A 25,034-nucleotide genomic window follows, 5' to 3' on the forward strand; every position below is an offset into this window, starting at 1 on the left:
GCAAAACGGCAAGGTAAAAACTACGACAACCGCCGCAGGGTGCAGCGTGGACCAAAGGTAGTCAGGGAAAGGGTAAAAGCTTGAAAAGCCGAAGGGCCGATTATCCGAAGAATTTCAGAATAACCGGCCCTTCGGCTTTTGGGGTAACTAATGGTTACTGGCTTAGGCTGTAGCGCAACTGAATGCCGCCCTCGGAGGTAACGTTGCGGAACGAGTTGCTTACGCGCGGCTCCGACACATTGCGGGTGAAGAAGAACTGCAGGTTCAGGCGCTGGTTTATCATGTAGTCGACGGTGGGGCGCAGCTGCACCTGGCGGTTGCCGTTGGTTTCGCGTTGCTGCACCACGCCCTCAAAGCCCGGGTCGGTAGCCGTGGGATTCTCCACGTCCAGAATGCTGCGCTGCACGGTGGAGTTGTTGCGCAGCGACATATCGAGGCGTACGTTCAACTCGTTGCGCAGCACCCGCTGCTCGCCCCCAATGCGGAACGGAATGCGGAAGCGGTTGGTGGTGTACCCCACGCCAATGGTCACGCTCTGCGAGCGAAGCTCCGTGATTTGGGCGTTGTTGGTGTTCAGCACCACGTTGCGCTCTATGGAGTAGTCGGCGCGGCCGTTAAGCTTCTCGGTGGTTTGGAAGTTGATGCCGATAAGCGGGGCCAAGCGCTCGGTAATGCTGGCCTGGTTTACCACGTAATACGGCACAAACTGGTTTTGGCGGTTGGTCACCGTGGCTAGGGCCGTGGGGGCGTCAACGTACTGGGTGGCCGTGGTGTAGCTCAAAATCCGGTAATCGGAAGTGTACGCGTGCGTGAGCGACACCGAGCGGAAGTACTGCTGCACGAACGGCAGCTCACTTAGCCCGTTGTAATCGATGCGCCAGTTCGGCAGCGGAATAACGCTGAAGGGGTTGAAGCGTTTGGCTTTGTGGTTTTCCGACGAGCGGCCCTGGTAGGCGTCGAGGAAAGCCGGAATTAGCACGTCCTGCGAGTTGTAGCCGTATACGCCGGTGCCGCCGTTATCCGTAGAAAGTGGGTTGGCACTCTGTAGGCGGCCACGCACCAGGCCTCGGTTGCGCACGAACTGATCAAACGCGGCCGACTCCTTGTTTTTGTTCCAGTCGCCGAACAGGGTTTGCAGCGAGAAGAACGACGCGCTGAACGAACCCGACCCCAACGGGAGCTGTGGGGCCAGCTGCCGGTCGGGGAACGGCGCCAGCGTGCTGGAGTCGATGGCCAAGCGGTAGAAGGCTTCTCGGGTATTCACAATCTGCTGCCGGGCGTCGAGCTGAATATTGAAGCTGCGGAACGGTTCGAGCGAGGTGCGTAAGTTGATGTTCTGGGTTTCGAGTGAACTGAGCGGCGTGTTCAGCAGGTCGCTGCGGTCGGTGTACCAGCCGTTGCTACTGGCGCGGTTGTACAGTTCGCTCAGGCTGTATTGCTGCCCCAGAATAAAAGGCACGCCCGGCGCATCAAACGCCTCGTTCAGACCGAAGAAACGGGTGCGGGGCAGGTAGCCCGGCAGCAGGGTACCCGCCGTGTGAGCGTACGTGAAGTTCAGCGACCGAGCCGTCATCAGCGACCGAAGTATCGCCTTCAACACCTTCATCTGCGGCTGATTGGTGGAATCGGCGGCGGGCTTGGCGCCGGGAATTCCAGCCGTTTCGGAACGCACGGCGCTCGGGTCGGTTAGGGAACGGCCCTTGCGCAGCTTGTCGAGCGTGCTGCCGTCGTTTCCTGGCTTTTGGCCGGGCGGCGGAGCGTTGTTGATGATGTTCAGGAACTTCACCTTGTTGTACAGCTTCACCAAGTCAATCCGGCCGTTCACGCTGATGTCGCGGTTGTTCTGAATGGTATTGCCCAGGTCCACCCGCGTGGTGGTGGTGTCGGTCAGGTCCTGCGGATCGAGCGGGGAAGGGGCGCGAATGGCCGTAGAGGCGGCCTGCCACGTGTAATTGGCCGCGTAGCGGGCATCGGCGCTCAGCCAATCGGTGAGGGGAAATTTGTCGAGCGGCAGGCGGTAGGTAAGGGCCACCGTCTGGTCGAAGTTGGTGGTGCGGCCGCCGCGCTGCAGGTTGCGCTTCAGCGCCTCGCGGTTCGCCTGGGCCTGCGGATCGTTGCCGATGGTGGGTCCCTGGCCTTCGTCTACGCTGCTCCGGTTGGTGGCGGTGTAGTCAAGAATCAGGCTTTTCGTCAGGTCCCACTTCAGGTCGTAAATGCGGTTCAGGAAGAAGCTCTTCTGGTACACGCCCGGAATACCGGCCGTGGTGGGTACTTCGCCCGGCTGTTGGGTGCGTTGCAGCAGTCGCTCGTTGTAACGGCGGTCGAGGTCGGCGCGGAAGGCAAAGCGCGAGGGCAGGGGCGTGAAGTTGAGCTCCTGCAAAAACTTCAGGTACGGCGAGTTCAGGGCCTGAACCTTGCCCAGCGGCGTGTAGCTCTTGGGCGTGGGCTGGTAGGTGTAAGCGAAGGCCCCGGTGTAGGTGCGGGTGAAGTCGCGGTCGGTCTGAATATCGGTGAACAGACGCTCGGTGAGCGAGTAGCTCAGGGCCAGGTTTTCTACATCGTAAGGCTTGGGCTTGCGGTCGGGGTTAGCCGTGGGCGAGCGTTCCTTACGCACGTTAAGCAAACTGATGGACCGGCTCTTGAGCTGCGTGGTTACCTCGCGCCGGTAGTCGCGGCGGTCGGTTTCGGAGTTGAATTTCTGCAGCGACTGATCAAGGCGGGTGTCAGGGTCAAGTGGGTCGTAGCGCGGGGCGCGGCTTTCCTGGCCGGCTTGCAGCAGCACGGGCACGCGCAGGTTCAGCTTCTCGGGCAGGAACTTCTCGGCCGCTACGGCGGCATTCACGTCGCCGCGGATTACTTCCTCAGTAGAGCGCTGCGAGGGTTTGTCCTGTAAGGACCCAAAACCGATGGAGGTGAACGAGCCAGTGGCCGTTACGTTGGCCACGTCGGCAAGCTTGGTATTAAAGCGGGCCGTGGCGGCCCAGCCGGCGGTTTGGTCGAAATCCTTCACGCGCAACTCGTTGGCCCACAGGCAAACCGATTTGCTAGGGCCGCCGCCACCGGGGCGGTCGGCGGGGTTCAGCACCCCAATCATGGCGCCTTGCACAGCGCTCAGGTCGGGGTTGCCCAGGATGGTAATGGTGGCTTGCACCACCGTGCCATCGGGCAGGGTTACCGGGTGCGCCACCACGAAGGGCAGCAGCAGGCTGGCGCCGGTTTGGTTGCGACGGGCCTTGGCGTCAATCAGGTCCTGCAGCGACAGGTCAATTTCGTTTTCCAGCGGCCACACGTCGCGGTCGGTCAGGCCCGAGCCCGGTCGCGTGATTTTCAGCGGCAGCGAGTATTCGTAGTAGTTGCGGGTGTAGTCGGTGCCGAGGCGTACGAAGCCGCGTACCTCGCCGTCCTGGGTATTGGTTTCGCTTTCGGCGTGCAAAAACAGCTTCAGGCGCTTGTAGCGGAGCAGGTCGAGGTTCACATTCTTGTAGGCGGACTTGGCGTAACCGTCCACGAGGCCTTCCACGCACAGGCGCAAAGCCTGTTCGTTCTGCTGGCGGTTTACGGTGCTCGAACCAAATTCCCGGTCGCGCTGAATGCCGGGCGGTACCACGTACGGAATGGCGTCGCTGGAGCCAGCCGTGCGGCCGTTTTCCTCCACGCTCACCGTGGAAACGGCAAAGGAATTGGCGTCGTTAAGTACGTTAATGCCCTGAATGCCGGGTTCGGAAATAACGCCCAGGTACCGGCGCCACTGGTTGGCAATGAATTGCAGCTGCAGCATCCGCAGCACCACCGGCTCGCTCCAGCCCGTGAGGTACATGCGCACAAAGCGAATCGACTTAAAGCCGAACTGCTCGCCGCCGGGCGTGCCTACCACGCGGCTGGGGGTACGAATGGGAATGCGGAACTGGTACCACGATACTTCGTCGCCGTTCACGGTGTTCGTGACTTTGTCGATGATGTAGTTTTCGCCCACCTGCAGGTCGCCGGGTCGCATGGATACGCGGTACTCGTAGTAACGCTCCGTGTCGCTGATGACGTTGTCGCGGTTCAGGTCTTCTTTGTCGGGAAAGGCGGTGGAGCTTTGGGTGCCGCTTTCGCGGGAGTTGCCCTCCATGCCATTGAAGTCCTTGTAGCGGCCCAGAATCTTAACGTCTTCGGCGTTATAGGATTCGTCGAGGTGGTGGCGGAAGTTGTCGGCCGAGGGGTCGTCGAAGGAGTTGTAGCCCGCAATGCTCTGGAAGAAGTCCCGCTCCTCACTCGACGTCAGGCCGTCGATGCCAATGTCCTGGCGGGCCCGGCCGCCGGGAGCGGTGCTGAAGGCGTCGGTCAGGAACTGCTGGCGCGTTACGCGGCCGTAGTCGGTGGTGGTGGTCAGGTTCTGGTTGGTGGCGGGGTCGTCGGTTTCGGGCAGGCCGTTTTCGAAGGCGTTGGCGCCGTCCTTCAGCGCATCTTCCGATACCGAGCCCAGGTTGAAATACAGCTCACCGCCGCGGGTGTTGGGGCGAGGCGGGTTCTGCGAGTCGTCGATAACGTTCTGGTTGTTACGGCTCTGCACGAAGGGGTCCATCATCCAGAACTCCAGGTACTCCACGTTGGCGTTGTCGAAGTCCGTATCGAACGTGATTTCGCGCGAAATACCACCGTAGTTCTGCTCCAGCTGCGTCGGCGAGTTGTTGGCCAGCTTGCGGCCATCGGCCGAAACGCGCGGATTGAAGTTGTACTGGCCGCGCTCCTCGGGGAAATAGGCCAGGTCGAAGGTGTTTTCGTAGCTGTTGCCCAGCGCGCCGTTGTCGCGGTTGGGGAATACCTCATTGCGCGGCACGCCGCGGGTGAAGTGGTTTTTAAGCGACGCGTCGCCCACCCCAATGTTGGCTGGCTTGCTCGGGCCGTTGGTGTAATAGGTCTGGTCGACGGAATACCAAGCCAGCTTAGCGCGGTTAAAGTTTGCGGCCCGGCCAGACAAGGTGCCACCCGGTACCACCGGCGGCGTGCTGGCCAGGCGCCAGCTCGTGGCCGAGTTCAGCCCGCCCAACGAGTAGGGCGTACGGGCGTTTTCGAAGTCGTCGAGGTAGGATACGCCGTTTTCGCCGCGGCCCAGCTGGGAGCGGCCCGGCACGAGCTGCGCAAACTCACCGCTGAAGGCTACCGACGACGGCGCCTTCGTGTTCACGAAGGGCAGCATGTCGAGGTACTTGGTAAGCACGCGCGAGTCGCGGCGCATACTCACGTCGAGGCCGTACATGGTGTTGTTGCCGGGCTCTTCGCCCAGATTCACGCGGTTGATGCCCGGTGCCTGGTTTTCGCGCAGGTGCAGCAGCGTCGCCCCAAAGTTTACGTCCTCGTTCAGGCGGTAATCCAGGCGGGTGCCCAGCAGGTTACGCGGCAGCACCTGCACCACGGCGTCGCGCTCGAACTGCACGCGCAGCTCCGCGGCCGAGGCTAGGTAGCTCTGGTTAAGTATTTTAACCTTGGCCTGATCGTAATAAACCTGGTAATCAACGCCCTCGGTAAGCAGCGTGGAGCCCGAGTATACGCGCACCGATCCTTCCGGCACCCGAATGCCGGGCAGGGTAATTTCGTCGGTGGCGGTGGCCGAGTACCGGCCTTTCAGGTAGAATTTGTCCTTTTCCTGAATCTGCGCCGCGTCCGACTGCACCAGGTCGTAAAGCTCCTGGTACACGTATTCTCTGGTCAGGTCCGGGTCGTTGCCCAGGCGGGTGCGCAGGTAGCTGCCATAGGGCTCCACCACCGTGAATATCACCCGGCCCAGCTCGGGGTCCACCGTCAGGCCCGGTATAAAGTCGAAGTTGCCGTCGGCGGGCTTGTCGTTGTTGGGGTTAACGTTGTCCAGGTTCAGCACCCGCGTCAGTGGCACGTTGGCTACGCCTTCGGGGCCTTCCTTCAACGAGAGCAGGTCAATGCCCGTAGCGTCTTCCTTGTACACAATGTCCAGCTGAAACTGGTCGCGGCTCAGCTGCGAAGCGTTCAGCGAGTACACGTTCTTCATCATCAGATCGAAGACGGGCAGATTGCCGCTGCGCAAGCGGGGATTGTGCTGGGTTTGGGTGGTATCGGCGAGGCCCACGCCGGGGTTGGTGGCCCGCAGCAGCTTCATGAAGATGACCTCGTTCTCGCCCACGTTGGCGTAGTCGTCCACCAGCTCGCCTATTTTATACGTCCGGCCGTTGAAAATGTATTCGCACGAAATGGCCAGCACCTGCTCGGGCAGCAGGGGCGTGTTTAGCGACAGGTAGCCGAGCTGCGGGTTGAATTTGTACTCGCGCGGGTCGAGTTTGCGGGCCCGCACGCGTTCGTAGTCGATGGTTTTCTGGAGCTGTAGTCCGGCGTTGGTTTGCAGAATATTATCGACCTCCAGTTCTTGGCGAACGGGGGCGTTGGGGCCCAGGCTCGTGGGCAGTACCCGCTCAAACAGGGTGTTGCTTTCGTTGGAAGCCGGCGTGCGAGGGTTGGAATTTCCCCGCAAAAAGCGGCTGCGGTACACGCGAGTGGGTTCGGCTAAGTCCTGGAGCGCCACCACGTTGCGCAGGCTTTCGGTGGTGCGGTTGTCGTTGGTCACGTACACCTCCAGGCGACGAATTTCCACGCCGCTTTGCACCGTGGGCAGGTTGCGCAGTACGGCATCGTACCGCTCGCGGAAGAACTGCGAGAGGAAGAAGTGGCGGTTGGCTTCGTATTGCGACGCCTTGATTTCAAACAGACGGCTCTGGGCCCCGTTCTGCACCCGAATTTCATCGGCGGTGCCGCGCAGGGTAGCGGCCACGCTGGTCACGGCCAGCTTGCCAAACTGCATCTGCACCTTGGCCCCGAACAGGTTTTGCCCGCCCTGCATGAGCGAGTTGTTCAGCGGCAAGCTCACGTTGCCCATCTCCACCTTCCGAATAATATCGGTGTCGTAGCCGGTGAAGTCGGCCTTGATCTGGTTTTCGAAGTCGAAGGCCGCGCGCGTGTCGTAGTTGAAGAGAATCTTTAGCTTGTCGCCAATCTGGCCCGACAGGTTCAGGTTAAAGTTTTGCTGAAACTGGAAGTCGCCGTTGCGGCGCTGGCGCAGCGTAAGGGTGGGGTTGTCGTTGAAGTTTTCGCGCCAGCCCAAGGAGATTGTGGCCGCGCCGTTGGGGCGAATGTCGATGAAGTCGCCGCCGAAAATGCGGCCCAGGCCGGGCGCCAGGTAAATCTTGGGAATAAGGCGGCGCGCGGCCGTAGAGCCGGCTTCGCCCGCTACCGAACCTTCCGATTTGGTGCGGAAGTAGTTGCGGATGGCTTGCTGCTGTTGAATGCGCTGAAACTCGGCGTACGAAACGCGGGCGGGGTCGCGGAAATCCACGTCGGTGCCCACGTTTTCCTCCACGTCCACGAAATCCAGCGAGTCGCCCACGGTTACCTGCCGCTTCACGTTCGAAGGCAGCGGCAGGATAAAGGGCGAGCGGCGCCGTTCCGACAGGAAGTTGCCGGGGCGGTCTTCGGGCGCAACGCGGGGGCGGCGGCTGGATCGATAACGCGAGGTGTCACCTGCAACGGGCCGGATGGTATCGGGCGGGGCCACACGCAGCGGGCCGGCATAGCTCGGGCTGAGCCAGCTCCAGAGCTGAGAAAATGCAAAACCGCGGCCACCAACCGGTTCCGCCTGTGACCACCAAGCCAGCAGCGACGCAGCAACGACGGAGAGGGCGGTGAAGGACTTCTTACCGGAGTTCAAGAAAGCAAATCGTAAAATGAAGTCAGCCGCCGCAAAAAGCTAGTTCGACTTAAGAGCAAATTTAATTAATTCCTCCACGCTCAAATCGTTGCCGTGTTTGCGCTGGATCTGTTCCAGCGTTTTCTCGGCTGCCGACCGCGCGAAGCCCAGCGTCACCAAGGCGGCTAACGCTTCCGAGCGGTTGGTATTGTGTTGCTTGGCCAAAGGCACCACTTCCACGCCGGCTTTGGCTAGTAATTCGTCTTTGCGGAGCCGGTCGCGCAGGTCCAGTACAATGCGCTGAGCCGTTTTCGGCCCCACGCCTTTAATGGCCTGAATGGAGCGCACGTCCTCCTGAATAATGGCATGGCGAATTTCCGCCACCGACATCGACGACACAATCACGATGCCCGTGCCCGGCCCAATCCCCGATACCGAAATCAGGTGCATGAACAGGGCTTTTTCGTTGGGGTCGAGGAAACCGTAGAGCGTTTGCCCGTCTTCCTTCACGTGGTGGTAGGTGTAGAGCTTGGCCCGCTCTCCTTCGGCCGGCAGCTTGGAATACGTGGCCAGCGAAATCTTTACTTCGTAACCCACGCCGTTCACGTCCAGAATGGCCTGAGCGTGGTCTTTGTAGGCAAGCTTTGCGTCGAGGTAGGCAATCATAGGCAGCAGCGCGGGTTGAGGGTCCTGCGGGTTCGTGAATATCGGAAAGAGTTAGGCGCCGAGCCAACGAAAGGGGCAATGGCAGGCGGTTCCTAACACAAGTTGCGGCTAAAAAAATCGACAACGGCCGGGCTTTTTTACCTAAAAAAGCCCGGCCGTTGTGTCACTCTCAAAGAGCGTTGATTATCAGACTACAGCGGCTGGTTGTAGGTTTGCGCATCGACCACCGCAATGGCCGTCATGTTCACGATGTCGCGCACGGTGGCGCCGAGCTGCAAAATGTGCACCGGCTTGCGCATGCCCATCAGCACTGGTCCAATTACCTCAGCCCCGCCAATTTCCTGCAGCACCTTGTAGGCAATGTTGCCCGAGGTGAGGCCGGGGAAAATGAGCGTGTTGGCGCCTTTTTCGGCTAGCACCGAAAAGGGGTAATGCTCGCGCAGGAGTTGCGGACTCAAAGCCGTATTGGCTTGCATTTCGCCATCCAGAATGAGGTCGGGGAAGCGGCGCTTGGCTAGCTCGGTGGCCCGGCGCATTTTATCGGGCAATTCCCCCACGTTCGAGCCGAAGTTTGAGTAGCTGAGCACGGCAATGCGCGGCTCGGTATCGAAGAAGCGCACGGCGCGGGCCGTGAGGCCAATGATGTCCACCAACTGCTCGGCCGTGGGGTCGATGTTCACGGTGGTGTCGGAGAAGAAGAACGGGCCCTTTTTATGGAGCACGATGTACATACCGGCGGCGCGCTGCACGCCGTCTTCCACCCCAATGATTTGCAGGGCGGGCAGTATGCTGCGGCCGTAGTCTTTGGTGAGGCCGGTAATGTAGCAGTCGGCCTCGCCGGTGTCCAGCATCACGGCCCCGAAGTAGTTCCGCTCGCGCATCAGGCGCTTGCCTTCGTAGAGCGTAATGCCCTTGCGCTGCCGCTTGCGGAACAGTACCTCGGCGTATTCGTTGCGCTTGGCTTCGTCCTGCAGAATATCGATGATTTCGCAGCCTTCAAGGTCGAGGCTGTTCTGGCGCGCAATCTGCTCGATTTTCTCGCGGTTACCCAGCAGAATGGGCACGGCAATGCCCTCGTCGTGCACAATTTGGGCGGCCTTGAGAATCTTGTAGTTGTCGGCCTCGGGGTACACCACGCGCTTGGGCGCCGAGCGGGCCCGCGAGGTGATGCGGTTCATGAGCTTCTGGTTTACGCCCAGGCGGCTCCGCAGTTCATCTTCGTAAGCGTGCCAGTCGGTAATGGGCAGGCGGGCCGAGCCGCTCTCCATGGCCGCTTTGGCTACGGCCGGGCTGACGGTGGTAATCAGGCGTGGGTCGAGCGGCTTGGGAATGAGGTAGAAGCGGCCGAAGCTCAGAGTGTTGTCGCCGTAGGCCTTGTTCACCATGTCGGGCACGGGTTCCTTGGCCAGCTGAGCCAAGGCGTGCACGGCGGCCAGCTTCATGGCCTCGTTAATCTCGGTGGCGCGCACATCCAGAGCGCCGCGGAAAATGTAGGGGAAGCCGAGTACGTTGTTTACCTGGTTGGGGTGGTCGGAGCGCCCGGTGGCCATAATCAGGTCGTCGCGGGTGGCCATGGCCAGGTCGTAGTCGATTTCCGGATCGGGGTTGGCCAGCGCGAAAACGATGGGGTTGGCGGCCATCTTCAGCAGCAGTTCCGGCGCCAGCACGTTGGCGGCCGAAAGCCCCAGGAACACGTCGGCACCGTCCATGGCTTCGGCCAGGGTGCTGATGTTGCGCGTGGTGGCGAAGCGCATCTGCATGTCGGCCAGGTTGGTGCGTTCGGGCGTAATGATGCCGTCTTTGTCGAACACCACTACGTTTTCGCGCTTCAAACCCAGCTCCAAGTACAGGCGCAGGCAGGAAACGGCCGCGGCACCGGCGCCGCTCACCACCACCTGCACCTCATCGATTTTCTTGCCCACCACTTCCAGCGCGTTCAGCAGCGCGGCCGACGAAATAATGGCCGTGCCGTGCTGGTCGTCGTGCATCAGCGGAATGTTCATCTGCTCGCGCAGCGCCGTTTCTATGCGGAAGCATTCCGGGGCCTTGATGTCCTCCAGGTTGATGCCGCCGAAGGTGGGCTCCAGCGCCTTCACCACCCGAATAAACTCGTCGGGGTCGGTGGCGTCAATTTCGATGTCGAAGCAGTCGATACCGGCAAATTTCTTGAACAATACGCCCTTGCCCTCCATCACGGGTTTGGAAGCAGCGGGCCCAATGTTGCCAAGGCCCAGCACAGCCGTACCGTTGCTGATAACGGCCACGAGGTTGCCCTTGGCGGTGTATTTATAGACGTCGTCGGGGTTGGCGGCAATGGCTTTGCAGGGCTCGGCCACGCCGGGGGAGTACGCCAACGCCAAGTCGAGTTGGGTGCTGACGGGCTTGGTGGGCACGACCTCGATTTTGCCCGGCGGGTTCTGCGAGTGGTAATTAAGGGCGTCTTCCTTGTTAATCTTGAGCATGGGCGGCGGTGGGTGCAATCAAACAAACGGCCGCGACAGGGCGCGGCCGTTAAGCAAGTTGGGGCGAATTTGGGGGAAATGAAAACCGGAGGGCGTTTAGAGTGCCCGCAAGGCTGGGCCGAAGGGGAGGAGGCATGGCTGGGCTGCTGGTGTCGTAAAGAGCAGGGCGCCACCAGTGCAAGCCAGCTCGTGAAGTGGACCACTACCTCCGCGTACGAATCAGAAGAACTGAAACCTGACAGAAAATAGCTGCCTGCAAAACATTGCGGTATTACCCGGACTGATGCTGCCAGGGCCAAATATCCGCTGGTATTTATTTGTGGTATTATTGCTCGATACGGTTAGCGCTTGTAACCGAACCTCCTGTCCCGCGTGTATCTGTCTTCCGGTACCGGCGCATGTAACGCTTTATCGTAACTCCGCTCTATGTTTTCACGACTCCTATTCACTTCACTGCTGCTCAGTACGCTGTTGCTGTGCCAATCAGCCGGTCTTCGGGCTCAGAGCACCGTTACGGGCAGCATTCGTCACGGCGGTGTAGTGCGCGACTACCGCCTGTACGTGCCGGCCATTTACAACAGTACCAGCCGGCCGGTACCCCTGCTTTTTAATCTGCACGGCTATACTTCTAATAATGTGCAGCAGGAAGTGTACGGTGATTTTCGCGCCATTGCCGACACAGCCAACTTTCTGGTAGTGCACCCTAACGGCACCGTGGATGCGAGCGGCAACCGCCACTGGAACACCTTCGGGCCACGCGGTTCGGGTGTCGACGACGTGGCATTTATCTCGGCCCTAATCGATTCCCTATCCGCGCGTTACCGCATCGACCCAAACCGCGTTTACAGCACCGGCATGAGCAACGGGGGCTTCATGAGTTACGAGTTGGCCTGCCAGCTTAGCGGGCGTATTGCCGCCGTGGGCTCCGTTACCGGCAGCATGATTGCCAGCCGAATGAACACCTGTGCACCTTCCCGGCCGGTACCCATAATCGAGATTCACGGCACGGCCGATGCCACCGTGCCCTACTCCGGCGGTACGGCCCTGAACTTCGTGCCCATTCCGGCTTTGCTAGCGCACTGGGTGCAAGTGAACGGCTGCAATCCTACGCCCGTGGTTACGCCCGTGCCCAACACCAACACCACCGACGGCAGCACCGCCGAGCGGCAGGTGTGGAGCGGCGGCCGCAACGGCAGCGTGGTCGAGCACTACCGCATCATTGGGGGCGGCCACACTTGGCCGGGGGCCGTCTTTTCCACCGGCGTTACCAACCGCGACATCAATGCCAGCCGCGAGGTGTGGCGCTTCCTGCGGGGCTTCCGGCTCAACAGCCTCCCGCTTGCCGCGTTGACCGGCCCTGTGAATACAACCGTGGCGCTGTACCCCAACCCCAGCGGCGCGCTGCTCACCATTCGGGCCGGTGGCCAGTCCTTGCGCGAAAGCAGCGTGGCCGTATTCAACTCCCTGGGCCGCCGACTTTCCGTTCCGGTGCGGGCCTTGCCCGACGGTAGTCTGCGACTTAATACTTCGGGCTTGCCCGCCGGCACGTACATGGTGCGGGTAGAAACGGCGCGGGCCGCACAGCAGCTCAAGTTTATTAAGCCCTGATGCCCGTGCCCGGCTAGTCCTGCGGGAATGTAATAGCGGGCAAAATCGGGCTGAAGAATACTTGATTCTGGTTTGTTCCTTTCATTTCCAGCCGGTGCCTATGCGCCTTTTTCTTCTCGTCGTGTTTACGCTGGCAGGCTGGTTATCGGCTTCGCCAGCTGCATGGGCAGCCGATGAGCCCCAAGTAGTGCGTGACACGTTGTTGCTGAAAGACCCCAAGGGCCCGCACATTTCGGAAGCTTACCGCTACTACACCGAGCCGTTTAGCACGCCCGTAGATCCGGAGCAGGTGGAGCGGCAATGGCGGGCGGGCAGGTTTCAGCCAGGGCCCTGGCACAAAACCCTTAACCTGGGGCTACGGCACGAGCGGGTATGGATCCGGCTGGTGGTGCGCAACACCGACTCCGAACGCCTACGCTTTGTGTGGAGCCTGTTCAACTTCGCCGACAGCCTTACCCTATACATGCAGCGGCAGGGCGAAACCAGCTTTACGCGGTTGGGCGCGGCAAGCTCCTGGGTTCCGGCAGAGGACCGCCTGTTTCCGGCCCGTTCCCTAAGCCTGCCCTTTACCCTGGCCGCCCACGAAACCGCGGTGCTCTACCTCCGTGCCGATGTGCACACGGGCGGCATTTACCTGCCCACGTACATAGAAACCACCGAGCACTTTCTGGCCTGGGAAATGGGGTTTCCCTTCGAGCGGCACTGGGTGTGGCTGCTTGGTTTTTACCTGAGCAGCGCCCTGTTTAACCTGGTACTCTATGCGTTTTTGCGCGACCGTATTCACTTGTGGTACGTGGGTTATGTGGGCTGCGTCACCTTGTTTCTGATGATGGAAGACGGCCTCGAAGCCATGCTGCTGCCGGCCGGGCTGTACCGGTTGGTTTGGTCGGTAGGGCAGTACAACTTTATTGTTCTGGCCGGGGCGGCGGGCATTTGTATCATGCAGCTGTTTTTGCGCCTGCACAGTGGCTGGCCACGGCTGAACCGGGCCGGTAACTGGCTTGCGGCAGGGGCGGTGGTTTTCGTGCTGGGCTACGCGGGACTGTTCCCGTGGGCCGTGCGCCACAGCCTGCCATTGGTGCAAATCCTCAACAATGCGCGTGAGCTGCTTCTGCTGGGCATATTTGGCTACTGCTGGGCGGCATTAATAGCGGTGCTGCTAACCCAGCGCCGCCGCCAAATGGCAGCTTTCTACCTCGTTACTTACTTTTTCTTTTTCACGGGTTACGCCTTCTTTTGGCTGAACCACGTGGGTGCCACCAGCTTTAACCCCATTTACCCCAACCCCATGGCGTGGGGGCTTTTTGTGGAGCTGCTGCTGCTCAGTGCATTGCTCACCGGCCGCTTTCGGCACACGCTGCGGCAAAACGCTCAGTTGCGCATTCGGCAGCTGAACCTGCGCAATGCGCAAAGCGCCCGCCTCATTGCGGCTCTTGAAAAAGAGCGGGAACAGCTGGCCCGCGAAATGCACGACGCCCTCGGGCCCAATTTAACGGCCCTGCACTTTGCCTGGCAGGGCCCCGCCGTACGCGAGGCGCTGGCCACCTCGCCGGCGGCCGATGCGGCCGGACGCCAAGCCGAGCAGCTGCTACGCGCCCTGCGCGACGACGTGCGCACGTTTAGCCATGCCTTGCTACCGGCCAAGGCTGGGGAAGACATGCTATCCAAATCGGTGCAAGCCCTGGCCGATTTGTTTAACCTGCACGGCAACTTAGCGGTGCGCACGTATTACGACCCCGGCATCGACCAACTACCGGTGCCGCTACAGCAGGCGGTGTACCGCATTATTGCCGAGCTGCTTAACAACGCCGTGCGCCATTCCGCCGCCACCGAAATCATGGTGCAGGTGCTGCGTCATGCCTCAACCCTAGAAGTTTTGGTGGAAGACAACGGCCGGGGCTTTACCACGAACACTCCGGCTGCGGGCATTGGGTTGCGCGGCGTGCAGGCCCGGGCGGAGTACCTGCGCGGCCGCCTTCACCTCGACAGCTCCGAACACGGCACCAGTGTTGTTGCCCAAATTCCGCTGTAACCGCCTTAACCCCGCATACCGTTGTTTATCCGCTCTCGTTTTTAACCACCATAGCCCATGTCCGTGCCCTGCCGTTTGCTGATTGTAGACGACCACCAAATGCTAACCCAAAGCCTGACGGCCCTGATTGGGGGCGAGGCCGACCTGCAGGTGGTTGGGCAGTTGGCATCGGGTGCGGCGCTGCTGGCCTGGCTGCCGCGCCCGCCCGCTGTGGCCCCGGCCGATGTGCTGCTGCTCGACCTGCACCTGCCTCCGCCCGATGGCCTTACCCTGCTTCCCCAGCTCCGAAAGCAGTGGCCTGATCTGCGCGTATTGGTGTTCAGCACCCTGGCCACGGCGGAAATAGTAGAGCGGGTGGCTGCTGCCGGGGCAGCGGGTTTTGTAGCTAAGTCGGCCGATGCCGCCGAGCTCTTGACCGCCATCAGGGCCGTGGCGCAGGGCCGGTTGGCATTTCCGAAACTGCCTCACATTGCGCCGGTAACACCCGTGCCTGGAGCTGCCGAAATAGTGAAGCTGCACCGGCTTTCGGGCCGCGAGCGGGAGGTTATCCGTCTGATTTGCGAGGGCCTGACCACCCGCGACATTGCCGAGCGGCTCTCTCTTTCGGAGTTCACGGTGAGTACGCACCGGCGCAACATTCTCCACAAGCTGGAGCTGCACAATGTAGCCGCGCTAACCCAGTTCGCCCGCGCCCACGGCTTATAAACTACGCCCAGATAGGGAGTTTACCCCTGATTCGGTTTACAGGATTGTAGTAAATGCCTTGTCAAACCGAATGGGGGCTCCAAGGGAAATGGCCCGATATGTGAATACCAAGCGCTAGTCACCGACCACCCCGTCACGAATTTCCTGGTTTCTTCGATGCTGGGGCGCTTTTCTTCCATTTTCGCACTTCCACCCATGAAGCTTTTTCACTTCTTGCTGGCCGCCACGCTGCTGGCTTCCCCGCTTTCTTTAGCGGCCCAGCACAAGCATAAAAAAGGAACGCCTCCGCACGGCCATAAGGCGCCCAAAGAAACCCACGCCCATAAGGCTCATTACGGGGGGCATGTACGCACCGCAGGGCCCTATCATATCGAGATGGTTCAGCAACCCACGGAGGTACACGTTTACCTGCTGGCGGCCAGCAACACGCCCATCGTAAACGCCCGTACCAGTGGTTCGATCATGCTACAAACGGCCGACGGCACAACCACCCGGGTACCGCTTACGCCCGCCGGAGACCATTTCACCGCTTCTTTGCCCGCTAGCGGCGTTTTGCGCACGGCTGTTGTGTACCTGAAGTCCAGCGGCCGTTCGCTGAGTGCGCGCTACGAGAAGCTGGATGCTGGCAAGTCCGTGGCACGAAGAAATGCCCAGACCCGACCCTAGCGTTACACTGGGGCAAACCGGACTACATGCGAAGTAAAGTCGCTACCTACCGGGTGGTGCTGCGGTAGCGAAATAGGCTACCGCAGCACCACCCGGCGCGTTATACTGCCCAGGCCGTTGTGCAGGCGCACGAAACACAAGCCGCGCGGCAGCTGACCCGCGTGCAGTTCCCCGGAGGGCGGCACCGTTTGCGTGCCGAGCACCCGGCCCAGTGCGTCGGTGAAGGTGGCCGTGAGCGGCTCGGTGCCGGCGGGTACTTGCACGCGCAGGCGGTCGGTGGCGGGGTTGGGGTACAGGGTCAGCGCCGCCAAGTGCGCGCTTTTGGCGGCAAGAGGTTGGGTGGTGTTGCCGTAGACGCGCACGGTGTGGTCGCCGGCACAGGCCACCAGCAGGTCAGGGCGGTTGTCGCCGTCCACGTCGGCTAGGCGCAGCGACGTGGGGTCTAGGCCGGTGGGCAATAGCTGGGGCGCCTCGAAGCAGGCCGGGTACGCCCCGCCGTTATGACGGTAGACGCGCAGTTGCCCGGCGGCGGTGAGTACCACCAGCTCGGGGCGGCCGTCGCCGGTCAGGTCCTGCAGCAGCACCTGCCGCGGCGCGGCGCCCGTGGCCACGCGCAAGGGGGTGCTGAAGAGGAAACCGCCCTGCAGGGTGTACGTAATGAGCTGCAGAACCACTTCGCTGGCGGCGTTGCCGATGGCCACGTCCGCGCGGCCGTCGCCGTCCACGTCGCCGGCGGCCACGCACGTGGGGCTTGGCCCCAGGGCCGGAATGGAGATAGACCGGCCGGTGCTGTAGAGGGGCGTCTGCCCGGGGTTGAACATGACTAGTACGTTGCCCTGCAGGGGCTGCACTAGCAGTGCGTCGAGCCGGCCTTGGCCGCTGATGTCGGCCAGGGCCATGTCCGTCGGCAGGCCCACGGTGGTCGTAACCGTGCCGATGGAGACGTGCGTGCGGGTGGCAAAGGGCGTGACGGTGGACAGGCCCGCGTTCTGGAACGAGTCCTTGATGGTGGCCACGTCGATGTGCGGGTCGGTGTCGATGTAGGCGGCGTGCAGGCGCGGGCGCGTGAACAAACCCGTGGCCGACAGGTAGCTGAAGCGGCCGGCGGCAAAGGCCGCTTGTCCGGGGGTATGGGCGTTGACGAAGGTTTGCAGGTGGGCCTGGTCGGCGCTGAGCACCACCAAGTCGTCGGACTCGTTGGCGGTGGTCTGCCGGTCGAGCGGCACGGCTACCAAGGAAACTGGCGCTGTGCCCGTGGCTACCGTGGCCATGGGCGCGGATAGGAAGGAGCCCGCCGTCGGGCCCGAGCGGTACAAGCCCACCCGGTTCAGCCCCCGTTCGGCCACAGCCAGATCCGGCCGGCCGTCGTGGTCAAAATCACCGATGGCTACGTCGCTGGGCATACTGCCCGCTGGTAACTGCAGTGTCTGAATGGGCTGAAAGCTAAGTGGGGGCATAGTCTGACCCTGCACCGCTAAAGCACTGCAAAGCAATACAGGTAACAGAAAATAATGCTTCATATACATTTTTTAGAGAGGTAAGCAAAGTTATCTGATTACCTGCTTGCTTGAACTTTGGCCGGATGATTTAACCGCGCATCCTAATGCATGAAGCTTCCATTTAAAGCCGCTAACACAGGCTAGAGCTTGGCGACTCATCCTTACGGAAACACACAAATTGCTCAGCAGCCCCGATTTCGGCAACTTGCGGGCTATCTGTCGTGCCTCCTGGCTAAAGCCTGCTCCGTTTCCCGCTCATGATTTCACCTTCCCGCATAGCCTGGTGGTTTTGCACGACCCTGCTGCTGGTGGTGGCCTGGTGGTACTATCCGCAGCAACAGAGCGGGCGCACCTCACCCGTGCTAGCCTGGGATGCTTCGGGTTACTACCTCTACCTGCCGGCCGTATTCATTCACCACGACCTGCGCGAGCTGAACTTCCGCGACCAGCTAATAAACGATTACGGCCCCACGCCGCAGTTCGACCAAGCCTTTCGCCACCCCGGCAGCGGTAACTTTGTGATGAAATACCCGGCTGGGTTGGCGTTGCAGGAGCTGCCGTTTTTTCTGACGGCCCACGCGTTGGCCAAACCCCTGGATTACCCCGCCGACGGCTTTTCGCCGCCCTATCAATGGGCCATTAAGCTAGGGGGCTTGCTGGCATCGGTGCTAAGCCTGTGGTTGGTGCGCCGGGCTTTGCTGCCACGGTTTGGCGAATGGCCCACGGCCCTTACCCTGGTATTTTTGGTGCTCGGAACCAACTACCTGGCTTACAGCGGCGCGGGGCAGGCGGGCATGACGCATTGCTGGCTTTTTGGCTGGTACGCCGTATTGCTGCTGCTCACACCCGCTTTTTATGCCCGGCCCACCTGGGCGCGGGCCTTGGGGATTGGAGCGGTGGTGGGAATAATGGTGTTAACGCGTCCCACCGAAATTCTGGCGGTGCTGCTACCGCTGCTCTGGGGACTGAAACCCACGCTGGCTGCCGTGCGCGAACGGATAGGCTTCTGGCAACAGCGGTGGTCCTTGCTGCTCGGGGCTGTAATGGCCGGCGGCGTGCTGGTGAGCATCCAGCTTTTTTACTGGCACTACGCCAGCGGCGACTGGATAGTGTACAGCTACCAGGATCAGGGCTTCAGTTGGTTGAAACCCCACCTTTGGGATGGTATTTTTAGCTTCCGCAGTGGGTGGCTGATGTATTCTCCGCTGTTGCTCACGGCGCTGGTGGGCTTCGGGCCGCTACGCCAACAGGCGCCGGATGCGTTCTGGGCCATGCTGGTGTACACGGTGCTGTTCATTTACGTCACCTTCGCCTGGGACGAGTGGACGTACGGCGGCGCTTTGGGCCAGCGGGCCATGATTCAGAGTTATGCCGTGCTGGCCTGGCCGATGGCCGGGGCGCTGAAGTGGTTGGGTGCCCGGCCCCGCTGGGCACTTGCTTACGCCCCACTGGCGGTTTTAGGCTGCGCCTACGGCTACTGGCTCACCCAAATGGCGCAACCCGGGGGGCTGCTCGTCGCCGGCGACATGAACCGCACTTACTTGCGGCGCATTCTTTTCCGGTACCAGGTTCCGCCCGAAACTAAGCTGCTGATTGATAGCAACTCAGAGTTTACGGGCACTGCCCGCAACCGGCGAGTAATCTGGCAGCAGGATTTCGAGCAGCCCGCGCCCGGCCTCTGCGGCACACCTGCTTTGCAAGGGGCGTGCTCGTTGGCCCTAAATTCCCAGCATCCGCAAAGCCAGGAATGGGTACTGCCAGCCCGCCCGGGGCAGTTTAAGTGGCTCCGGGCCTATGCCGAAGCCCGCACCGACGCCCAGGAATGGGACATGTTCCGCATGACGGAATACATGGTGCGTTTCCGGCGCGGCAACGAGGTAGTGAAAACCCGTGCCGCCCGTTTCCAACGGGTTCTGGAAGCCGGTTGGCCCCGCGAGCTGTACTTCGATATGCGGCCGCCCACCGAAGAGTTCGACAATATCTGCATCAGCTTCATCCACAAAGGCACCACCGCAAACGTGGTGTTCGATAACGCCCGCCTGGAGGCATTCGACGACTGAACAGGTACCTGGGCCAGTGTAACTTTTCACGCTACATCAACGCCAAAGCGCACCAGCCAGAGTGGTTGGTGCGCTTTGGCGTTGGTGGTAACTAATGCAGAAATCAGCTTGCCACAATCAGTTTCTGACCAGGTTTCACTTCATCCGACTTCAGGTCGTTGAGCTTGCGTAGCTGCTCCACCGTCAGGCCCTGGTAGCGGCGTGAGATGTTATAGAGGGTGTCGCCGGGCTGCACGATGTGCACCCGGTTGGGTAGCGCTGGTAGCGGCTGCTTTTCCCGGGGTGCTTTGCCAGCAGCAGTTGCTTTAGCGGCTGGACTTACCACAGGCGTTACGGCTACTGCTTCACTTTCCGCATCGGCAGGAGCGGTCAGGCGCAGCTTCTGCCCGGGCGTTACCACAGCGTTTTTGAGCTTGTTCCACGCCATCAGTTGCTCTACCGACAGGCCTTGCTCCCGCGCCAGCTTGGTGAGGTAGTCGCCTTTGCGCACCACGTACTCCGTTGCGGCAGCCGCCTGGTTTTGCGCCTGAGCCGCTGCGGTTTCGCTAACCGTAGGTTCGTTGGTCGGGGCTGGTTCTTTGTCGACTGGTTTATCGGCTTTGGCCAGCGTAGGTTGGGCAGTACGGCCTGAACTTTTGACCACTGCGGTTTCTTCAGACGCTTCCACCGCGGGCTCGGGCGTTGCAGCCACGGTTGTTTTCGCCGGCCTCGCTACGGGCTGTTTGGTTACGTTAACCCCCATTTCTGCAGGCGTACGTGGTGCTGCCGCCACAGCCGGCGCCGTGGCTTTGGCTGCTACCACTATGGTTTCGGTGGAGCGGGGCTCTTTAGCCGGCACAAATACCACCAGCTTCTGGTTTGGCTTCAGCGCTTTGCCTTTGGCCAAGCCGTTCCAGCGGCGCAGTTGGGTTTGGCTTACCCCATACCAGTCGGCTAATTCTGCCAGGGTCTGACCCCGGCGTACCGTATGAAGCTTGCGCCGCGTGCGGTTGCTTTCCAGTGTACTTTCTGCTCCCGGTTCCGGCGGCCGGTCAGCCGCCGAAGCCAATGCAGCCGACGGAAACGGCTCAACGCCATTCAGGCGCGGCGGCAGCGGCTGGATTGGCTGAGGTAATTCACTTTGCGGCCGGCAAAACTCGAACAACGTAGCCCGATCTACTTCTTGCAGCAGCGGGCGGCTTGCCGCGGGAAACTTTACCGCGTAGGGCCTGTAACCGGCCGGCAGGTAATGCTTGATCAACTCCGGGTTTAACCGCGGAACAGCCGCCGAGTCTAGCCCAATAGCCTGGCTGAGACGACGCACATCGAAGGGGCGGCCGCTGAGCTGCAACGTGTCCATTACCTGCGCGTGCTGGTATTTCAGCTCGGGCGAGTGCAGCTGGTGCTGCTCGGCGTACTTCATGGCGTACATGATGGCCGTGAAGGTGGGCACGTAGTTACGGGTTTCCTTGGGCAGGTTGGGGTACAGCGCCCAGAAGTCTTTTTTGCCGGTGCGCCGCATAACGCGCTGCATGTTGCCGGCCCCCCAGTTGTAGGCCGCCAGCACCAGCTCCCAATCGTGGAAAATGCCGTAGAGGTAACGCAGGTGCTTGCAAGCGGCTTCGGTCGATTTTTCCGGGTCCATCCGTTCGTCCACCCACTCGTCGCGCTTTAGGCGCAAGTCGCCGGCGGTAGGGCCCATAAACTGCCACAGGCCCGTAGCACCCACCCGCGACTTAGCCGTTGGTATGAGCGCCGATTCCACCACCGACAGGTACTTCAAATCCTGCGGCAGACCGTACTTAGCGAGGTATTTCTCGAAGATTGGGAAGTACAGGTTTTCACGCTCCAGCACCCGTTGCGTGTACGTCCGGTTGCGGCTCGTGAAGTACGTCACGTAGCTCATCACCATGGCGTTGAACGTGTGCGGCACGTCCGTTTCGAAGCAGCCAATTCGGTCACACACCAAATCCCGCAGGTCGGGCGCGGTTTGCAGCCACGCCAAACGAGCCGGGTCAATTTCCACCGGTTCGGCCACCAGCGAATCGGGCTGAAGCTGGAGCAGTACCCGCACCGTATCGTCCGGGTTTACGACCTCCGGGCTTATTTCCGGCTGCACCGTGGGGGGCAGTGTGGGTTGCGTTTGGGCCGCCGAGGGACGGGCAAAAGCAGCGGCCAACAGCAGCAGGGCGGAAGCGCGGATCGGTCGTTTCATGCCGGCGTTAGGGTGTCGTTACAGAGGCAGCAACGTTTTCGGTTACGTGTTTGGCAAAGGCCAGCAGCTCGGCTTCGCGGAAAGCACCGCCTATCACCTGCAGCCCAATGGGCAAGCCCTGCTGATCGTGGCTGACGGGCAGCGAAATGGCCGGAACGCCCGCCAAAGAGGCTTGAACTGTAAATATATCAGCCAGATACATAGCCAGTGCATCTTTGGTATTCTCACCAATGCGGAACGCGGTGGTGGGAGAGGTCGGCAGAACCAGGAAATCGTACTGACGCAGCAACTCGTCGGTTTGCTCTTTAATCAGGCGCCGCACACGCTGGGCTTTGGTGTAGTACGCGTCGTAGTAATCGGCCGACAGCACGAACGTGCCCAACAGAATACGCCGTTGCACTTCCTGGCCAAAACCCTGGCTGCGGCTTTTTTTATAGAGCGACTCCAGATCGGTAGCATCTTCGGCACGGAACCCGTACTTCACGCCATCGAAGCGGCCCAGGTTGGACGAGGCCTCGGCGGTGGTGAGAATATAGTACGTGGGCACCATGTAATCGAGGTAGGGAAAATCTACCGCGTCCACCACATGGCCCTGGCCGCGCAGCTGCTCAATTACATTCTCTACGGCCTGCTTAATATCCGAAGCCAGACCCGCCCGCTCCAACGTGTCGCGGATATAGCCGATGCGGTAATGCGCCTGCGGTTCCAGCTGCTGGCTGTACGCCGGCACGGGCTCGTGGCTTACCGTCGAGTCAAACTCATCGGGGCCGGCCATAACTTCCAGCAGCAGCGCGGCATCGTCTACCGAGCGTGTGAGCGGGCCAATTTGGTCGAACGATGAAGCGTAAGCTACCAGTCCGTAGCGCGATACGCGCGAGTACGTCGGCTTCAGGCCCACAATGCCGCAAAACGCCGCGGGCTGGCGCACCGAACCGCCGGTATCGGAGCCAATGGAGGCCAGGCACATATCGGCCTGTACGGCCACGGCCGAGCCGCCCGACGAACCACCGGGCACGCGCTCGGGGTCGATTTCGTTGCGGGCCGGACCGAAGTAAGAGGTTTCGTTGGAAGCCCCCATGGCAAACTCGTCGCAGTTCTGCCGCCCAATCAGGATGGCATCTTCGTCGAGCAAACGCTGTACGGCCGTGCCGGTAAACAGCGACTTAAAGCCGTCGAGAATGTGGCTGCTCGATTGCAGCGTGTGGCCCTGGTAAGCCAGTACGTCTTTCAGCCCGATAACCATACCGGCGAGCTTGCCCGCGGTGCCGGCCGCCAGCTTGGCGTCCACCGCTTCGGCTTGCTGGCGGGCCTCGTCGGCCCACACTTCCAGGAAGGCGTTTAGGTGCTGTTTGCGCTGGATGTTATCCAGGTAATACTCCACGAGCTGTCGGCAGGTGAGGTTACCGGCCGACAGCTCGTTACGAACTTCCGTTAGGGAGTTGAAGCGTCTCAAGGGAGCTTGCGTTAGATCAAGTGGTAGAATGCTTGTGGTCGTCGGCTGTGGGGACGTGGGGCAACCCGGCGGGTGTCACCGTGGGCTGGTCGGGGGCCGCAACGGGGGCCTCCGGCTGGTCCAGCGACGTGGGCTGGTACACTACCGGCGTGGGCGCTGCGGGCTGGTAGCCGGCCGCTTGCTGCGGGGGCTGCTGCTGAAATTCGTTCGGGCTGCCGGCACTTTCTATTTCGCTGCGAATCTCGCGCGAGGCGTCCTTGAATTCCCGAATGCCCTTGCCAAGGCCACGGGCGAGTTCGGGGATTTTGTTGGCGCCAAAGAAAATCAGGATGAAGAGGAGGATAACCACCATTTCACCCCCACCGACGCCTTCCAAAAACAAAAAGAGAGGCGTATGCATGGCAGAACAGGATTAAGGACGCGGCTGCTGCGGGTCGTTGTTGTCGCGGTACTCGGGTTTGGACTCTTTAGAAGCGTCCTTGAATTCCCGAATGCCCTGGCCCATGCCACGGAACAGCTCGGGAATGCGCTTAGCGCCGAATAGCAGGATGACAGCGAGGACAATCAGCAGAATCTCGGTAGTGCCGAAGTTGCCGATCAGAAAAAGGGAATTAAACATGAGGCCGAAGGAAGAAGGGTGGCAAAGAAAGGCGTACGGATGCACCGGCCGTCGGGATTGTAAAGATACCCCATATTTTCTGAATGAAAGCCTGTGCAAGACCCTGTTGGGCGTTGGTAGGGGGTGAGCAGGGAGACCAAACGCAAAAAGTTAAACGCGTAGAAAGTCGCGTTTGCCGGGTAATTTTTTAACTTCATCGCCTACATCCGGCGCTAGAGCTTTAGCCGTAAGTATCTTGCCTCCCCGAAAGTTCTGCTTTTTGCGGATCCTATTACGCGTCACCCCGCTACACGCGTTGCTACTCCTCCCCCCATGCCAGCACGTACCACCAGCACCACGCCGGGTGCTTTCCCTGTCAATTCTCGCTTCAGCAATGAAGAAGAACGTATGGAAGCACTTCGGGCGTACCAGATTCTCGACACTTCGCCCGACGAAGACTTTGATGCCCTAACCCGGTTGGCTGCCTACATCTGCGGGACGCCTATTTCCCTGGTTTCGCTGATTGATGTATCACGGCAGTGGTTTAAAGCCAACTTCGGCCTGGAAGGCGTGAGCGAAACCCCGCGTAGCTATTCCTTCTGTCAGTACGCCATGGTTTCCGATGGCGTGTATGAGGTGGAAGACGTTATGACGGACCCCATGTTTAACACCAACCCGTTGGTGACCGGGTCGCCTAACATTCGGTTTTATGCCGGCGCGCCGCTGGTTACCCCGTCCGGGCAACCGTTGGGTGCCCTCTGCGCCATCGATACCCGGCCGCGCCATTTGTCCGATGCCCAGCGGGATGCGCTGCAAACCCTGGCCCGGGAGGTGGTTTCGCACCTGGAGCTGCGCCGCGCCCGCCTGCAGCTGGAGCAGGAGCAGCAAAAGCTCGAAGGCTTGCTGCGTATGGCCAACGATGCTGCCCAAACCCTGTACTCAGGTGGTCGTTCGGAAATCTTTGTGAAGCAGGAGCACAAGCTGGTGCGTGTGAACACCGCCGACATTCGGTACGTGGAAGCCCTGGGGGATTACGTGAACATATACGCGGCCCAGGAGCGCTTTACGGTGTACACCACCATGAAAGACATGGTAGCACGCCTGCCGGCCCGGGACTTCGTGCGGGTGCACCGCAAGTACATCGTGCGCCTCGACCGCATCGTGGCTATTGAAGGCGAATCCGTGGTAATTGACGGGGCCAAGCAGAACTCCGAGAGCCGGCCCATAGCAGTGCCTATCGGCAACTCTTACAAAGCTGAGCTAATGAGCCACCTGAATCTGGTGTAAGTACCTCAAGTCAGCTACAGGAAGACTCCCTTCGGCGAGAAATATTGTACGTTGAGCGAATTAACAAACGGTTTAGGGGGCGGAAGCTCTATATTTCGGATGTTATCGGGG

General features: G+C 60.8%; 14 protein-coding genes. 6 read left to right on the forward strand and 8 right to left on the reverse strand.

The genetic code is table 11. From position 1 onward, the window contains the following. Nucleotides 1–154: 154 nt before the first annotated feature. The 3 genes from sov to ABD903_RS11305 all read right to left on the reverse strand — a co-directional run bounded on the left by sov (nucleotide 155) and on the right by ABD903_RS11305 (nucleotide 10,821). Entirely contained in the window at nucleotides 155–7,714 is a 7,560-nt protein-coding gene (gene sov, locus ABD903_RS11295) for a T9SS outer membrane translocon Sov/SprA (RefSeq protein ID WP_345224260.1), read from the reverse strand. Nucleotides 7,715–7,753: 39 nt separating this feature from the next. Beyond that, nucleotides 7,754–8,359 carry a Holliday junction branch migration protein RuvA gene (ruvA, locus tag ABD903_RS11300; RefSeq protein WP_345224262.1) on the reverse strand — a complete coding sequence of 202 codons (606 nt, stop codon included), beginning with the start codon at nucleotides 8,357–8,359 and terminating at the stop codon, nucleotides 7,754–7,756. Nucleotides 8,360–8,550: 191 nt separating this feature from the next. Further along, the gene (locus ABD903_RS11305) at nucleotides 8,551–10,821 is read right to left on the reverse strand and encodes an NADP-dependent malic enzyme (RefSeq protein WP_345224264.1); all 2,271 of its coding nucleotides are present in this window, start codon (nucleotides 10,819–10,821) and stop codon (nucleotides 8,551–8,553) included. Between the two features lie 426 nt (nucleotides 10,822–11,247). On the opposite strand from ABD903_RS11305, the gene ABD903_RS11310 reads away from it, so the two are divergent. From ABD903_RS11310 to ABD903_RS11325, 4 genes are all read left to right on the forward strand, one after another. Next, on the forward strand, nucleotides 11,248–12,429 hold the full coding sequence (locus ABD903_RS11310) for an extracellular catalytic domain type 1 short-chain-length polyhydroxyalkanoate depolymerase (RefSeq protein WP_345224266.1): 1,182 nt from the start codon (nucleotides 11,248–11,250) through the stop codon (nucleotides 12,427–12,429). Nucleotides 12,430–12,529: 100 nt separating this feature from the next. Continuing rightward, complete coding sequence (locus tag ABD903_RS11315; protein WP_345224268.1) at nucleotides 12,530–14,461, forward strand: sensor histidine kinase; 1,932 nt, start codon at nucleotides 12,530–12,532, stop codon at nucleotides 14,459–14,461. Nucleotides 14,462–14,518: 57 nt separating this feature from the next. Next, nucleotides 14,519–15,166 carry a response regulator gene (locus tag ABD903_RS11320; protein WP_345224269.1) on the forward strand — a complete coding sequence of 216 codons (648 nt, stop codon included), beginning with the start codon at nucleotides 14,519–14,521 and terminating at the stop codon, nucleotides 15,164–15,166. Nucleotides 15,167–15,361: 195 nt separating this feature from the next. After that, entirely contained in the window at nucleotides 15,362–15,832 is a 471-nt protein-coding gene (locus ABD903_RS11325; protein WP_345224271.1) for a hypothetical protein, read from the forward strand. 77 nt (nucleotides 15,833–15,909) lie between these two features. Here the strand turns inward: ABD903_RS11325 and ABD903_RS11330 are convergent, their stop codons facing one another. Next, nucleotides 15,910–17,235 carry a T9SS type A sorting domain-containing protein gene (locus tag ABD903_RS11330; RefSeq protein ID WP_345224273.1) on the reverse strand — a complete coding sequence of 442 codons (1,326 nt, stop codon included), beginning with the start codon at nucleotides 17,233–17,235 and terminating at the stop codon, nucleotides 15,910–15,912. A 353-nt stretch (nucleotides 17,236–17,588) separates the two neighbouring features. Between ABD903_RS11330 and ABD903_RS11335 the strand changes: the two genes are divergently transcribed. Then, nucleotides 17,589–19,391, forward strand: coding sequence for a hypothetical protein (locus ABD903_RS11335; protein WP_345224276.1), 1,803 nt, complete (start codon nucleotides 17,589–17,591; stop codon nucleotides 19,389–19,391). Between the two features lie 103 nt (nucleotides 19,392–19,494). Here ABD903_RS11335 and ABD903_RS11340 read toward each other — a convergent pair whose 3' ends face one another. The 4 genes from ABD903_RS11340 to ABD903_RS11355 are packed head-to-tail and all read right to left on the reverse strand — an operon-like array spanning nucleotide 19,495 to nucleotide 23,657. Further along, on the reverse strand, nucleotides 19,495–21,585 hold the full coding sequence (locus ABD903_RS11340) for a LysM peptidoglycan-binding domain-containing protein (RefSeq protein WP_345224278.1): 2,091 nt from the start codon (nucleotides 21,583–21,585) through the stop codon (nucleotides 19,495–19,497). Between the two features lie 7 nt (nucleotides 21,586–21,592). Then, nucleotides 21,593–23,038 carry an Asp-tRNA(Asn)/Glu-tRNA(Gln) amidotransferase subunit GatA gene (gene gatA, locus ABD903_RS11345; RefSeq protein WP_345224279.1) on the reverse strand — a complete coding sequence of 482 codons (1,446 nt, stop codon included), beginning with the start codon at nucleotides 23,036–23,038 and terminating at the stop codon, nucleotides 21,593–21,595. A gap of 16 nt (nucleotides 23,039–23,054) precedes the next feature. Then, complete coding sequence (locus ABD903_RS11350) at nucleotides 23,055–23,438, reverse strand: Sec-independent protein translocase subunit TatA/TatB (protein WP_345224281.1); 384 nt, start codon at nucleotides 23,436–23,438, stop codon at nucleotides 23,055–23,057. A gap of 12 nt (nucleotides 23,439–23,450) precedes the next feature. After that, nucleotides 23,451–23,657: a Sec-independent protein translocase subunit TatA/TatB gene (locus ABD903_RS11355; RefSeq protein WP_345224283.1), complete on the reverse strand. Its 207-nt coding sequence runs from the start codon at nucleotides 23,655–23,657 to the stop codon at nucleotides 23,451–23,453. A gap of 312 nt (nucleotides 23,658–23,969) precedes the next feature. On the opposite strand from ABD903_RS11355, the gene ABD903_RS11360 reads away from it, so the two are divergent. Then, entirely contained in the window at nucleotides 23,970–24,923 is a 954-nt protein-coding gene (locus tag ABD903_RS11360) for a GAF domain-containing DNA-binding protein (RefSeq protein WP_345224285.1), read from the forward strand. The last annotated feature ends 111 nt before the right edge of the window (nucleotides 24,924–25,034 follow it).

The sequence above is a fragment of the Hymenobacter koreensis genome, assembly GCF_039541855.1.
Classification (GTDB): Bacteria; Bacteroidota; Bacteroidia; order Cytophagales; family Hymenobacteraceae; genus Solirubrum; species Solirubrum koreensis.